A 15,967-nucleotide genomic window follows, 5' to 3' on the forward strand; every position below is an offset into this window, starting at 1 on the left:
TTAGAGTTTGCTACCGCCCTTGATAAAGTCCTGCAGCGTTATCATGCTCTATCTCCCCGGCAGTAGCAAACTCTACACTCTACACTTTAATCTCTCAACTCTAATCTCTCAACTCTAAACTCTAAACTAAACATGTATTCACCTTATTTCGAACCGGAACTAGAAACAATGTCGCGCGACCAGCTGGAAGCACTCCAACTGTCGCGCCTACAGTCCACCGTGCGCCACTGCATGAACTCAGAGTTCTATCGTGAGCGCTTTAAGGAACTGGGCATAACTCCTGAGGACATTCGCACACTCGACGATGTGAAGCGACTGCCGTTTACAACAAAAGATGATCTGCGTGAGCACTATCCCTTCGGACTGGCATCAGTGCCTTTGAAGGATTGCGTGCGTCTGCACTCGTCAAGTGGTACCACTGGCAACCCCACCGTGGTGTTGCACACTCAGCGCGATCTCGATGAGTGGGCAAAGGCTGTCGCCCGTTGTCTGTGGATGGTCGGTTCGCGTCCTGACGACGTGTTCCAGAACTCGGCAGGCTATGGCATGTTCACTGCAGGACTTGGTTTCCAGTATGGTGCCGAAAGGGTGGGTATGCTCACTGTGCCGGCAGCAGCAGGTAACACTCTGCGCCAGATAAAGTTCATCCGTGACTTCGGTACTACCGTTCTCCACGCCATCCCCTCATACGCTTCGCGTGTGTTTGAGGTGATGAGAGAGCAGGGCGTTGACCCACGTCGCGACACTAAGCTGCGTGTGCTGTGTATCGGTGCAGAACCTCACAGCGAGGAACAGCGTCAGCGTATAGAGCAGCAGCTGGGTGTGAAGGCATATAACTCCTATGGTATCTCAGAGATGATGGGCCCTGGCGTGGCCTTCGAGTGTCCTGAGCAGAACGGACTCCACATCTGGGAAGACTACTTCATCGTTGAGATTATAGACCCTGTCACCCTTGAGCCTGTGCCCGACGGACAGCTTGGTGAGTTGGTCCTCACCACTATTAATCGTGAGGGCATGCCACTGCTTCGCTATCGTACACGTGACCTCACGCGCATCCTTCCTGGTGAGTGTCCATGCGGACGCCATCACAAGCGTCTGGCCCGTCTGCAGGGACGCAGCGACGATATGATGATTCTCAAAGGTGTGAACATCTTCCCAATACAGATTGAGAAGATTCTCCTTGGCTTCAAAGAGCTTGGTACTGACTATCTCATCACCCTTGAGACCACTGAGGCCGGTGATATTATGACCATCGATGTAGAGCTCGCTCGTCTTGAAACTGACGACTATACCGAACTACAGGGTCTGACACGTGAGATAACACGTCAGCTGAAGGATGAGATTCTTATCACTCCTAAGGTACGCCTTGTTCAGAAAGGTTCTCTTGGCGCAAGCGACGAGAAGAAGGCTGTGCGTGTGAAAGACTTGAGAAAGCTGTTCTAATAGCTCTTTCTTACAGGAATATTTAGGCGGGGCTGCATAGATTATACAGCTCCGCTTTGGTTTTTAATATAATCAAACATATTAAGAAAATTGGCACGCATTCTATTTTGTATTAGATAGTTAGACAATTACTTGGTAATTCCGATTTTTTGTTTTATCTTTGCACCGTGTTATTCTTTTTCAGATAATAATGTGAATAATTGAACAATTTATTAATTTTTTAAATAATAGCTATTATGAAGAAAACACTGTTACTTAAAACAATGCTCCTGCTATGGGCCCTGATAGTGGGAAGTTTGAGCGTGTGGGCGGACGAGGTTACGCTTTGGTCAGAAGATTTTTCTTCTTATTCTGCCAATGCCATACCCTCTGGTGGTACATATAATTATAGCTGCGGAGGTGCTAATACAAAGATTTATGATGAATATTTGGCTGGTGGTGCTGCACCTGAATTGTTGCTTCAGAAAAGTTCTAATGGAACTTTTACTGCTACAATACCATTAGAAAATATTGAAGGTGACCTTACCCTTACATTCAAAACTAATAATCAGAAAATTAAGGTAGAGACTACAACTGAGGGATTAACTGGCAGTCTTGAAGAAAAGGCTAGCGGTACACATACTGCAACTTTCAAAGGTGTAACAACAAGCACCACTTCTATAACTATAAAGTTTACATGCTCAGGTTCATCAAACGTTCGTTTGGATGATATTGAATTAAAGGGAACTCAGGTTTCTAGCGGCGATACACCCACCCTTAAGGACTGTGACCTTGCTTTGACTGACGCTCCTATAGCTCTCAACTTTGATCTTTACAACAACTCTTCTGCTCAGGTCATTAACTATACGACTTCAAGCACAGGTGCTGTGGCGATTGCTGAAAGTGATTATGCTACCTTTAGCATTAACGAGAGCAGTAAGACTATCACCGTTACTCCGAAAGCTGTAACTCCCAGCGCTCAGACAATTACTGTCAACCAGGCTGCTGATGATAATTACGAAGCTGGCTCTACTACATTTACACTAAATATTACTGATAGTACTCCTATTCCCACGTATACAGCCACATTCTCTGTAAATGGTGATACCACCTCACAGAACTATGAAGAAGGTGCAGCTATCGCATTCCCTGATGATCCTGCTGACATTAATGGCAAGACTTTTGTGGGATGGACGACCACAGCTATCGATGGAACAACTAACGATGCTCCAGACTTTGTGACCTCAGCCAATATGGGTAACAGTGACATTACATTCTATGCCGTATTTGCTAGTGAAAGTGGTTCTTCAAGTGTTGTTGATGAGTTAGATTATGATTGGGCAGGTGTGTCTGGCACAAGCTATACGGATTGGTCTGGCAAGAATGCTACATCCTCTGCTGTCTATGCAGGTAATACCGCGGGAGGCAATAAATCTATTCAGTTAAGGAGCAGTGGTAGTAATAGCGGTATCGTATCCACCACTTCTGGTGGTAAGGTTGCCAAGGTTGTCGTGGAGTGGAACTCAAACACAGCAGCTGGTCGTAAGATTGATATCTATGGTAAGAACACGCCCTATTCCAAAGCAGATTCACTCTATAATGTGAAATATCAAGGCACAAAATTGGGAAGTATAACTACGTCACAAACCGAATTAATAGTCGAAGGTGACTATGCTTATGTTGGCATTCGTTCGTATAATAGTGCTCTCTATTTGGATAAGCTGTACATTACTTGGTCAACTTGTGGTGTAAGTTATAGCGACTACTGTACGACGGTTGCTGCCGCTGTTGCTGTGACTGGCGTTAGCGTGGATGCAACAGCATCTGTGAATGTTGGTGAGACCACGACACTCACGGCTACCGTATCTCCTGACGATGCTACGAACAAGAACGTTACTTGGACTTCAAGCGATGAGGCTATTGCCACCGTTGATGCAAATGGTGTGGTAACAGGCGTTGCCGCTGGTGAAGCCACCATTACTGTGACCTCTGTTGCTGACAACAATAAGAAAGCAACTTGCATAGTTACCGTTACAACCGTTGCTGTGACAGGGGTTAGCGTGGATGCAACAGCATCTGTAAATGTTGGTGAGACCACGATTCTCACAGCTACCGTATCTCCTGCAAATGCTACGAACAAGAATGTTACTTGGACTTCAAGCGATGAGGCAATTGCTACCGTTGATGCAAATGGTGTGGTAACAGGCGTTGCCGCTGGTGAAGTCACCATTACTGTGACTTCTGTTGAAGATAACACTAAGACAGCCACTTGCACAGTAACCGTTTCCGTTGCTCCTGGCACAGAGAACAATCCGTACACTGTAGCACAGGCTATCGAAGCAACGCCATCTAGTGGTACATCATCGAATGTTTATATTCACGGTTTTGTATCAGCTTTCTATGCTAAGGATATTATGAGCGATGGCAGCAACTATCGTTATTATATCTCTGACGATGGTACAACAGACAATCAGCTTTTGGTATATAGAGGCAAAGGTCTGAATAATGTTACCTTCAACAGTGCCGATGACCTGCAGATAGGTGACGAAGTGGTTATCATTGGCGGTTTGACCACTTATTATGGCACTGAGGAAGTCGCTTCTGGCAACTATATCGTCAGCCTTGATCGTCCTGTAAGCACTGAGCCTTCCGTTGATGTTAGCACAAACTCGATTGAGGCTACCGCTGCTGGTGCAAACGGCTCTATAGAAGTAACATATAATAACATCACAGATGTTGTATCAGAGGTGTTCTTCTGTGACGCAGAAGGTAATGCTGCTGACTACGACTGGGTTGTTGCAGAAATTAATAAAAGCCACAATCTTGATTACGTTATTTCAGAAAACACAACAGAATCTGCTCGTACAGCATACCTAAAGGTTCATGCCCTTGACGATGAGGCTAACGACGTATATTCAGAGCTTATCACTATTTCTCAGGCAAAGCCTGTTGTCATGAATACATATACGTTGGCAACGTCAGTTGTTCCTGGTAGGCATTACCTCATTGTAGGTAATTACCAAAGTTATAAAAAAGCCCTGGCTTCACAGAATACAAACAATCGCGGAACGGTTGATATAACGTTAAATGACGCAACTGCAAGTGTTGAGAGTGAAGCCGGTGCTCGTGAAATTCTTATTAGTGTAGATGAAAATACAGGCTACTTTACTCTTTATGACGAAGTGGAAGAAGGTTATCTGTATGCTGCATGTGGAACAGGAACTGGTAACTATCTCAAAACAGAGAAAAAACTTGACGATGTTGGCTATGGTTTGTGGACAATTAGCATTGATAATGATGGTATAGCAACAATAAAGGCTACTAATGGCGATAGGAACTGGTTGCGTTATAATAATGGAAGCGAAGTTTTCTCTTGCTATGCTTCGGGTCAAAAAGATGTTTACCTTTATGAACGTGATGGTGATACAGGTTCGCAGACTGTCGATGTAAATATAGCTTCTGCATGCACAGATAATGAAGGTTATTATTATGGAACTTTCAGCGCTCCGTATTCTTTCATTGCTCCAGCTGATATAACTGTATCAGAGATTGGTATTGATGAAGCAGGAAAACTGGATGTTCAAGCTTATGGTATTGAGGATGTCGTTCCTGCCAATACTGGTGTGATGATTTCCTCGACCACTTCTGGCAGTCATACACTGACAGTCGTTGCAGGTAATGGCACTTCTGTGATGCGTGACGGCAACCGTCTGCGCGCTACAGGCAACGAGGGCATTACAGCAACAGCAATGAATGAAGCAGATCCTGACTGTGTGTTCTATCGTCTGACAATGCATAACAAGACAGATCTCGGCTTCTACTGGGGAGCAGCTGAAGGCGCAGCTTTCGACGTTGTAGCAAATAAGGCATATCTGGCTGTTCCAAAGAGTGCAGGCGCACGTATTCAGGGCTTCAGCTTCGAAGATGGCGTAATCACTGGCATCAGAAACATCACCCCAGCCCTCTCCGAAGGCGAGGGAGCCATTTTCGATCTACAGGGACGTCGCGTTGCTAAACCAGTTAATGGCTTGTATATAGTCAACGGCAAAAAGATCGTGATTAAGTAGTAAATTTCTCAAATTCTCTAATTCTAGATAATTATGAAAAAGATATATATTGAACCCAAGATAGAACCAGCAGCTATTGACATGCTTCAGGCTATGCTTGTAAGTAGCGTGAAAACTGGCGATTCTGTACACGAGGAATATAATCAAGATGATGTAACATACTCTCGCGAAAGCTTATGGACTTCCGATGATGCAGAAGAGGAATAACAGATCATTCAAATAATATGCAAGAGGATGAGTTCAAAATGAAACGAGCTCATCCTCTTTTTTGTGATATATTAGATGGATGTTTAACTTTACTCGTAGAGAAGTTTAACTTTGCTAGCAGAGAAGTTTGTAAGCATTCGATAAACTACAGGTAGTAGTACCTATATATTACAGTAACAGCAGCTACATCATTTTCGATTTGTAACTGCTGTTGCTATTTGTTAGTGTCTGTTCATGCTTTCTTTGTCATAATGGCTTCTGGATGCTTCATTTTCCACTTATGCGGCAGTAATTCTATCAGTTCCTCTGGTTTTGCCTTCGCACAATATGGCATCTGGCTGATAATGTCATTGAGGTAATCCCTCGGATTGACATCATGGTTCCTGCATGTTGCCAGTAGTGAGCAGACGACAGCCATATTCTGTGCAGCCTCGTGATTTCCACAGAAGAGATAGTTCTTCCTGCCCAGCGTGATGGGACGTATCTCATTCTCCGCAAGATTGTTGTCAAGCAGGAGTCTTCCGTCCTCCAGATAGCGCATCATATTGTCCCAGCGGGTATAGGCATAGGTGATGGCCTTGCCTATCAGTGAACTCTCGCTGTACTTCACCCCCTCGGTCTCCATCCACAGTTTCATGGCTTCCATAATGGGACGGGCGAGTTCCTGACGCTTGGCCTTGCGCTCATCGGGTGACAGTCCTGCACCATCGCACATGTTTTCTATTTTGTAGAGATGTTGTATCTCCGTAAGGGCATGTTCTGCCATCGGGCGGTTCTCATCGAGTGCCTGCTCAAAATGGCGACGGATATGTACCATGCAGTTAACCAGCCACACGTCAGGATTTGTCTTGAAGGCCGTCTCATAGCCCACAAAACCGTCACATTGTAGATATCCCTTAAAATCGTATTTGTTTGCCAGTGCTTCTATCACTGCTCCTGCCCTGGAGCCCTGGTCGTAATGGAAGAGCACCAGCCGCTGGATTACAGCCCTCACCATCCAGAGATATTCCTTCGCTGCCCTGTGGGTATCCTTGTTCATCACTGGCGTGGTGGTCTCATCTGCCTGTACATAGTCGGCTTTCATCACCTCTGCCTTGAGCACTTCATAAAGTGGCCTGAGCAATTCCATCGTCTGCTTGAACCAACCGTCCATAGTACTTTCCGTAAGACCCTTCATGCCAAGATGACTGTACTGTTTAATCTGACGGTAGTAAGGCATGTGGTACTCATATTTCTGAAGCAGGATCTCTGCCAGCAGGCTGGCACCGGCTATGCCCTTGTAGATAGGCAGAAGGGGCATTGGGGCTATCAGCACTCCACTCATTCCTTTTGGCGCAGTAGCGGTATTATCCTTCAGACCCCACTTCTCGCGGATGATCTCCTTGATATACAGCTGGCCAGGTTTGTGCTCCACGATACGTGTCACCTCCTGGCCAATCTTCTTATAGAGATTCGTGTCGAGATTATCCGGTGTGAGTATTACCTGTTCCAGTACAGGAAGATCCTCCATCATGATACGGTTCTTCCTGTCCTGACGGCGCTCCTCCTTGGTCTTCGTGATCTTCTCCACAGCCTCGTCATGGGCATCTGCTATCTGCTGTGCATTTTCAGGCAGCATACTAGCAAAGAGGTCCGGGTAGTTGGGATCGATGATGGGGAGCTTTTCGGACTTGCGCCCGAAGAGCTGGCGGTTAAGCCATGCCACTTGGGCTGTCAGTTCCTTGATGCGCTCGTTAAGGGAATCCACCTCCTTCTTATGGTTCTCGGACAATGTGGCGATAGAGGCGTTGAGCGTCTCTATCGTTTTCATATACATCTCTTCTCTTTCTTCCATTGTCCGTACCTTTTAAATATAGTGCAAAGGTACAAAAAATATCTGAGAAAGAAGAATATTTTGTACTATAAATAACTAATAATCAGTAATATATGTGTAATAAATTTTGTCTATACCACATACTCCCTCCGTTGTGCGCGAAGGCGCCTGAGTCGCTGGTCAGGAGACTCCTGTATGCCCTCCACCATTACTACAAGATCGCGCCACTCCATCTGATAACTCCGAGTATTCTCATCATACTCAGGCAGCTTGAAGCGCCCTGCCTCCAAACGCTTGACGTACATTACCATACCGCCATCCTCTGCATGGAGCAACTTCATCAGCTTACGACTTGAGCCGATGAAGATGAATACGTCACCATTACGCACGTCACTTCTCATCTTCTCATGCACAACACCGCAGAGAGAGCTGATGCCTTTACGCATATCAGTTCTTCCCGGGCACAGATAGTAGCGCATTGTATCGTTAAGGCAGAACATGGTTCACAAGGCTTTTGTCCAACAGATCGCGTAGCACATCCTCCGTGCCACTGCCGAAGTGGGCACGAAGACCATTGGGAAACAAGAGAGTGGCACCAGTGGGCACAGAACCGGAAAATACAGGGTCGGCATGTTGGGAGAAACTGATAGGAGCTATTGGTAGCTGCGGCTTCTTCTCTGAATCAGCTTTCCTGCGCCAGTAGGTATAGGTAGAGTAATTGATACCAGACTCTTTCAAGTAACTCATCAGTGGCTTACCACTCTGCTGTAGGTCTAACTGCAGCACTTCAAATTCTTCCTTAGTCATAAAAATAACAGTTGTAGTTCGGTGCACTATTGCGACTGCAAAGGTACTATCAAACTACAACTGCTACAACGTGTATTTCAACGAATGCTTACAGAAGTTTAACTTTGCTCGTAAAGAAGTTTAACTTTGCTCGTAAAGAACTTTAATTCAAGTTTCGGATGTAAACAACTTGTTGTCTGTCAGTAATTTATTTCTATCAAGAATTAGAGAATTGGAGAATTTTTCTCAATATGCAATACGCTGTCTTATGAATTGATGAGAATAAATAGAATGTCTTTTGCTTTGCAAAAGCTAGAAAATTCTCTAATTCTCTAATTCTTGATCAATAAAAAACACATCCGAAAGTTCAGTCAGATAAGTTTTCCACTAATTCCGTTACCCTTTCAGGGATCTAATCTCTTTAATGGCAAAAACATAAAAAATAATCTTAACGATAACAGTTTCAGGTTTTTGTCAAACAATAAACACTGGGAGGGATTACTATCTGAGGACGTGTCATTATTAACCACAACGGATTTCACTCTAAGTTTGCAGCGTCTAAGAAAAATATTGTATAAATCTTGCTTAGTAAGGTCAGGTTCCCTACCTTTGTTGTAAGAAGGAGGAACCGGCCTGCTGGAGAGGGAAACTCTGGATTTCACAGGGACAAGCCCATGATCTGTATCAGTCCTCCCAGCCACGTTGCAAGCTCTGATAGAATGATAACGGCTTCGAGCCTATTTAGAGTGTAGAGTCAATGCAACTATGCCGATTCCTATAAAACGATACAAAGGTATGAAAAAAATCTTTATCGGCATCGATTTCTCCAAAGAAAAGTTTGATGCAACGGTCATAAAGGCCGAGGGAGTCGAGGAACGTGCAGAGAGACAGCACGAGGTGTTTGACAATAAGGTGAGTGGTTTCCGTCGCCTGCTTAGATGGGTGAAGTCCGTTGTGGACGAGCAGGACACTGGACTCTGGCTGTTCTGCGGAGAGAACACTGGCGGTTACAGCAGGGCACTATGCAACTATCTCTACGGAAGTGGTTATGACATGTGGTTGGAAAATGCCCTGAGCATCAAGCGCAGCTCTGCCCTGCAGCGTACGAAAAGCGACAAGGCCGATGCAGGCATTATTGCAGAGTATGCCATGCGCAACTACGACCAGATGCGCCTGTACAAGCCTCTGGACAAGAATCTGGAGCGTCTTCGTGAAGTATTTCTCTATAGGCATAATCTGGTCAAACTAAAGGCGAGTATGACAGTGCGCAAGGGTGAGAAGAAACAGACACAGGAGAAGTCCGACATCAGCCGTTTCATGGCTATGAGCAGCAAACATCTCATCAGTGAGTTTAACAAGAAAATAGCAGAATGCGATATGAGAATAGAAAAGATTATAAGTGAGGATGAGGAGCTGCGCAGGAACTTCGAGATCATCACTTCTGTTCCTGGAGTAGGCACACAGAACGCCGTTTGCCTGATGGTCTATACAGACAACTTCAGCCGCTTTGACTTCGATTCTCGAAAGATAGCCTGCTACTACGGAGTAGCACCCTTTGGCCGACAGTCTGGCACAAGTGTAAACACGCCGCCACATGTAAGCCCATTTGCAAACAAGCTCATCAAGGCACTGCTCACACAGGCTGCATTGGCATCCATCCACTTTTGTCCTCAGATGGCCATATACTACCATAGGCTTGTCGAAGTTGGCAAGAAGAAGCCCGTTGCCGTGAATAACGTAAAAAACAAACTATTACATGTCATTACGGCTATGGTAAGGAATGGAGAAAAATACAACCCAGATTATGACTATCATGCAGCGCTTGAGGCTGCATGAAGTCGGGAGTGTTAAAAATATAGTTAAAACAGAAAAAATATTAGGAATTTAACATAGAATGCGGATTAAACGGATTTTCTAAGTTACTGATTATCAGTAGGGCTTAAATCCGTAAAATCCGTGAAATCCGTTGTTTTTAATTAAATCTTGTGTTTTGACACACCCTCCTATTAGACTGAATTGTAACATAGTGGAAACAAAGTTGCGATGTGGTTTTGACTGTACTATCTTACAAAGTCGACGACTTTGGTGACCAAACTCGTCGACTTTGGTCACCAAACTCGACGAGTTTGGTTTTCAGCTTACTCAGAACTGGATTACAAAACTTCCAATAGCGGATTACAAGATAGGCAGAACTACTCAGCTTCGGAAGTTGAAATTATTAATTCAAGTTTCTCAAATTGTTTTTTAACCACGAATTACACGAAGGTTTAGCTCGACGGCCGAAGGGAAAGTCAATTGAACGAATTTATTGCTGCACACAATAACCGAATTTATAACAAATCACACGAATAGGAATCGCTGGCGATTCCTTGCTGAGCCAGCCAATTCGTTTAATTCGTTGCATCTACGATGCATAGTTTTCAAGTCGTTCTGCATAGAAATATTGGCTCACCTGTAAAACTCTGTGTTTAGTTTTTAACAAAAATCAGAAAAATCCTCACTTCAGTATGTGTCGGACTTTCAGTCCTTACAAGATGAGAGGCATATATTTTTTCCTTGTGTGCAAGCACCCAGATAAAAATATCTACCTCCCATCTTGGTCTCTTACAGAGACATCACATACTGAAGTGAGCAAAAACACCGATTGTTATCACAATCTAAAAAACAGAAATTAGTACATGTTCTAGTTTGAAATAAATGTTTAAGTCTATTAATGTGCAACGGTTTTTTAGGCTTGAAAAGCCGATGTTTTTTCTTTTTGATGTTTGTAATAACGAAGTTATGTGCTAAGTGCTATGACTTTGGCGTAAGAGCTTGCCTCTTAAAGAAAAAGTCATAGAACTTAGCACAGGAGCTCTGCAGGAGCCACAAACATCGAAAAGTGTTGTTTCAGTTTTTTTCATCAGTAAGCAAACACAGGATTTTACTTTTGAGCCGAAGAACTCTTTCAAAGAAGAAAAATCGGGCCCGGCATCATTGCGATGTCGGGCCCGGTCTATAGTGGACTTTTCAGTTCAGAGAATAACTGTTATTCCAACTCATCGTCACCCCAGATTCTTTCACTACGAGAATCGGCAGAGCCGCCTACGAATTCATCGTCTGAAACCGTAATGTCGACTCCATCAACAGTTTTTATTGAGCTTCTCAACAGAGATAACATGTCTACACCCATCTCTTCTATTGTTGGTTTGATGTATCTTTTCATATCTTTCATTTTTTTAATCATAAATATTAATACATCGCGATTATTTCAACACGACCTTCTTGCCGTTCGAGATGTACAGTCCTTTGTTAGCCTTCTCTACGCGCTGACCGTTCAGGTTGTAGATAACACCGTTAAGGCTCTTTTCTGCTTTCAAGCCTTCAATGTCAGTGGTCTGCTGACCATTGATGAAGAACTTGAGACGAGCCTCTTCACCAGGCTGATCTACCTGGAAGTAAGCACGATAAGGATTGATAGTAGCTGCATTATCGCCTACGCGATAAATTGTATTATCCTTCAGTACGAAATTCTTGACATTTTCGCCTCGGCCAACTTCGGTTTCTTTATATACACCTATAAATGAGAGCACGTCTTTGACATCGTTGTCGGCTACGGCTGCAGCCACAACTACATTCTTCAGTACAATCTCATCTATTGTATCGTGAGACCTCATAAGGAATGGCTTGTTATCCACACTGTTGTCGGCAGGCTCGAAGCGTACTTCATCATCGTCCACAAAATAATCATCGAGTACTACTATATCTACATCCTCATCGCTCAATGCAAACGGATAGATAGCTGTGGCCCACTTGTCGCCAGTCAGTGTGCGAGAAATCTTTACTGTAGGATATGTGCCAGGAGCATAGGTGGGAACTGAACCGTCGGCAAATTCAAGCACCTGAGAAGCTGCCTTCTTGATTTCGAAATCTGTCAGCACCATATTGTTTCCGCTCTGTACATGGAAGACATAGTTTCCTGCTGCACCTGTAACGAAGAGCACCTCATACGATGTCATACCTGCAGTATTCCATGTCTGAGCAGCCTTGATGTCACGGTCTGGAGTTCCAAGATTTTGAGCTGCCATACCGTCTTCAGTATTCAGAACAGAAACGGTAATGCCACTACGAGTCTCATCGTTCCAACCTGCAGCTTTAAATGTCAGTTTGTAAATGGTATTTGCTTTCAATGGCATGGTGTATCCAGTTGTCTCACCATAGGTGATGCCACCGCTCCATGACATCATTGCTGATTTTGCAGAAGCATCAACAAGTCCAGGATAGGTTTCAGTGTTCTTCAACATTACACGCATATTTCCACTTGGAGTCCAGCCTGCAGGAGTATAATCAAGAGGAGATGTGTTGTCTTCGGCACACTCGCTGAAGTCACCATCATAGAAGGCATTCAGCTCTTCTGTGTTGACTGTCCAAGTGGCATCGTTCAGTGCAGTTGTAGCTGCTTGTACATCTTTCTGAACATTTTCTACGTTTTGGTTAATGGCCTTTGCGGCAGCAAGCAGAGCAATTGCAGCGGTGTTGTTATAAGGAGCATATTCATTAACTTCAAAGCCCAATGTTTTACCTTCAGCATTGTTTATAGCTAAGTTCAGGGCAGCATAGTCTTCGTCAGTAGCTATAATTAATGCCTCCTCAGGAGTCAAGTCGCGAACTTTGGTGTACTTGATGTTCTTGATGCTGAGCCAGCTGATATTTGCATCGGAGATATTGAAGTTAAGTGTCAACTTACCACGATTTACAATACCTTGTGCGGTGAATGTTCCGATAGTGAACTGGGTCGTGCCAATCTGAGCGCCTTCTGTTACGTCAACGGCTGCATAATCACCTTCGCCACCACCATTTACATCCATGGTGATACCTGTTGCGTCGGTAGCTGCGGTTTCATTCTTAGCACGTACGCGCACCCAAGCAGAGATTGTGTATAGACCGTTAGGTATATCGTTGAGCGTACCAGTCCATGTATTGTTGCTAAGGCTGTTGGCATCAGAAGTCCAATATTCATAGAAAGGTACTACGAAATTTGAGCCATCGCCAGCACCTTCAATAGACCATGTGTTGATATAGAGGGCTTTGTCGAAATTGCCCAAAGAGAAGCCATCACGCATATATACTGCTGCGGGGCTGTCGTTACCAGCGTGCCATCCGGTAACAGTAAGACCGAGGGTGGCAAGTGCAGCAATGGCTTGATCGTTGGTAAGTGTACACTCGTCGTAGCCAGCCTGTATGGCAGCGATAGCCTCGGCGAATGTCGTTGTAGCAGCGGCAGACGCAAAATTGTGAGCTTCCTTCAAAGCATTAGCTGATTCAATGGCTGACAAAGCTCTTGTGTAGGCTTCAATAGAAGTCTGAGCGTTGGCGATAGCTGCTTGAGCAGCATTGTAGTTGGCGATGGTCTTGTTGTTGTTATAGGTGTTGATGGCTTCAGTCTGAGCAGAAGCTACATCAGCATTCATCTTTCCTTCAACTGCGACAACATCAGGCAGACCGGCACTAACAAGTGTCATATGGAAGTTGTCCACGCACAGCCAACTGTTACCAGCACCTGTACCCACACCTTCGAAACCTAATTCAACCTCAGCATTATTGTCACAGGCGAATTGCACGTTATAGGTGTTTTCAGTATCTGAAACAGTGATAGATGTCTCAATGCCGTTAGCAAAAATCTTTGCAGAGGTCACACCACGAGCCTTAGATTTTGCACTGATGGAATATACGCCAGCAGGTAGGGTAATGGTCTGCTTTACGCTCTTTGTCCCGTTGGGTTGCCATGCCTCACAATAATATGATCCATCCTTGCCAAAGGATGTGTTGTTCTGTAGCGCCATGCCGTTATTAGTCCAACCAGTGAAATTATTTTCAAAGCTGGGATTAATAATGAGTGCTGTCCAGTCACTTCCCTCAGTGGTCTGAGCCTTCACTGCAGCTGTAAAAGCGGCAGCGAGGTCGCTCTCGGCTTCAGAAAGCGTAGCGTATGTTCCATTGTTATATTTTGACTGAATGGCAGAAGCATCGTATGCTGCCTGACCAGAAGCGTCCAAAGCATTAGCCTTGGTTGCATAGTTGCTGATGGCAGAATTGATGGCAGAATAAACAGCAATTGAAGCCTCTGCGTTATCATTAGCTACATTCAAAGCATCTAATACTGTGTTAAGAGCTTCCTCTGACGAGTTTGATGTAACTCCATTAGCAGCGCTTATAGCTGCTTGCAAATTTGACAATACGGTTGCGTTCATTGGAGATGATACCATTCCCTCTGCTTCAGCTTTGGCAGCAACAACTTTCTTGTATAAAGCAACATTCAGTGCACCATTGTAAATGATTTCAAAGCCATAGAAGTTAAGCCACTGACTGCCATCAGTCATTGTCATGTTAATAGCGAGGCTATTACCCGTAACGCGCACATTATTCAAATATGCACGAGCTCCTTCGTATGTCAGAGCCTGGCTACATGTGAGCATATCGTTAGGAATGCCAGGTGAAACCCAACCACCATTAGAGCATCCCCAAGCAGAAGCCAAATCTTTCATATTAGGCACATTAGCAGAAACAGCCGATGCACCCGTTGCTGTCAATGTAGGTGCTGGTCCTGAACCATCCTGACGATATAATCCACGGAAAATAATGTCATAAAGTCCGTTGGGGACATCATCCTTTGACTGGTTCACACTATAGTTAGCAGAATGGAATTTTTCCAAATCGGCATCACGCTTTGTCGGTGCAGATGAAACATTCCATCCGTCCGTTGTCCAGTTGCCCACCATATTGGCATTTGTGAACAGCGAAGAAGCAGGAACCGGATTCTCAATGCCATCGGCCACGGCAATCAGAAGGGCACGTGTGGCGGCACGTAAATCGGCAACTGTTGCAGATGCATTGGCATAGACTGCGTTGGCTGTCTCAAGAGCAGATGCGTATGTAGAAGTCTTGCTTGTTGAAGCCAACTCCTGATAGATGGCGTACATGTCCTTTTTCTCTTTGTACTTGGCATAGCTGCCATCGGTTACTGAAGTTTCGGGAATGAAAGCCCATTCAGTATTTCCTGCACCATTGGCAAAAGTCAGATGACCGCCATATAAGTATGAGACGTCAAGTTTAAGACCCTCATGGGCAGAATTGTAAAGCTCATAGACATTTGTCGATGATGTTTCCGCAATAGTCCACAGGTTGTTATAAGTGTTGTCTGTCCAAACATCGTTAGTCTCGCCTCCTCCGCAGAAAATACTTTTGTCTGATTTATCTGACAAAACAAGCTTGTATTTACCATCAGCGGCAACCAAAGTTGCACGATGTCTGCTAGAGGCTGTCTGGTCACCTGATAACAGACCAGAAGCAATGGCGTTTGTTGCCCAGTTCATACCGTAGTTCACGAAAGCGTCTGCTTTCACATTGTAGATGTAGAGCACTGTAGAGTTCGATGCCAGTGTGGCAGGGTCTCCACCCGGCACTACAGGAGCTGTCCATGTGCCTTGTGCACTTGCACTTCCCACGCCCAACATGAGCGCGGCAGCTGCGAATAATAGTTTTAGTCTTCTCATAAAACCAAAAATTTAGTTAGTAAAGAATGTTATATATTGAATTTTAATAATTACTCCCAAATTGGGCTTTGATTGCATATTTTGTACACATGCGCACGTAACAGGTTGTAAAGATATGAAGAAAAGGGGAAAAAGTAATA

General features: G+C 44.5%; 9 protein-coding genes. 4 read left to right on the forward strand and 5 right to left on the reverse strand.

The window, feature by feature from the left end:
* Positions 1 to 132 precede the first annotated feature (132 nt).
* The 3 genes from M1L52_RS07670 (at position 133) to M1L52_RS07680 (ending at position 5,696) form a co-directional block, all read left to right on the forward strand.
* Positions 133 to 1,443, forward strand: a complete 1,311-nt coding sequence (locus M1L52_RS07670) for a phenylacetate--CoA ligase family protein (RefSeq protein WP_248614343.1) — start codon at positions 133 to 135, stop codon at positions 1,441 to 1,443.
* Between the two features lie 236 nt (positions 1,444 to 1,679).
* Positions 1,680 to 5,489 carry an Ig domain-containing protein gene (locus M1L52_RS07675; protein WP_248614344.1) on the forward strand — a complete coding sequence of 1,270 codons (3,810 nt, stop codon included), beginning with the start codon at positions 1,680 to 1,682 and terminating at the stop codon, positions 5,487 to 5,489.
* 33 nt (positions 5,490 to 5,522) lie between these two features.
* A complete protein-coding gene (locus tag M1L52_RS07680) occupies positions 5,523 to 5,696 on the forward strand; it encodes a hypothetical protein (RefSeq protein WP_248614345.1) in 174 nt (57 codons plus the stop codon).
* Between the two features lie 232 nt (positions 5,697 to 5,928).
* On the opposite strand, the gene tnpC is transcribed toward M1L52_RS07680, so the two are convergent.
* The 3 genes from tnpC to tnpA form a co-directional block, all read right to left on the reverse strand.
* A complete protein-coding gene (tnpC, locus tag M1L52_RS07685) occupies positions 5,929 to 7,530 on the reverse strand; it encodes an IS66 family transposase (protein ID WP_248614203.1) in 1,602 nt (533 codons plus the stop codon).
* A gap of 110 nt (positions 7,531 to 7,640) precedes the next feature.
* The gene (gene tnpB, locus M1L52_RS07690) at positions 7,641 to 7,988 is read right to left on the reverse strand and encodes an IS66 family insertion sequence element accessory protein TnpB (RefSeq protein WP_248614202.1); all 348 of its coding nucleotides are present in this window, start codon (positions 7,986 to 7,988) and stop codon (positions 7,641 to 7,643) included.
* Between the two features lie 7 nt (positions 7,989 to 7,995).
* Positions 7,996 to 8,316, reverse strand: a complete 321-nt coding sequence (tnpA, locus tag M1L52_RS07695) for an IS66 family insertion sequence element accessory protein TnpA (protein WP_248614201.1) — start codon at positions 8,314 to 8,316, stop codon at positions 7,996 to 7,998.
* A 774-nt stretch (positions 8,317 to 9,090) separates the two neighbouring features.
* Here tnpA and M1L52_RS07700 point away from each other — a divergent pair.
* Complete coding sequence (locus M1L52_RS07700) at positions 9,091 to 10,131, forward strand: IS110 family transposase (protein ID WP_248613034.1); 1,041 nt, start codon at positions 9,091 to 9,093, stop codon at positions 10,129 to 10,131.
* A gap of 1,192 nt (positions 10,132 to 11,323) precedes the next feature.
* Here the strand turns inward: M1L52_RS07700 and M1L52_RS07705 are convergent.
* Complete coding sequence (locus M1L52_RS07705) at positions 11,324 to 11,509, reverse strand: hypothetical protein (RefSeq protein ID WP_248614346.1); 186 nt, start codon at positions 11,507 to 11,509, stop codon at positions 11,324 to 11,326.
* Between the two features lie 31 nt (positions 11,510 to 11,540).
* Positions 11,541 to 15,827, reverse strand: a complete 4,287-nt coding sequence (locus M1L52_RS07710; protein ID WP_248614347.1) for a hypothetical protein — start codon at positions 15,825 to 15,827, stop codon at positions 11,541 to 11,543.
* Positions 15,828 to 15,967 lie beyond the last annotated feature (140 nt).

This window comes from Prevotella sp. E13-27 (assembly GCF_023217965.1).
Lineage (GTDB): Bacteria > Bacteroidota > Bacteroidia > Bacteroidales > Bacteroidaceae > Prevotella.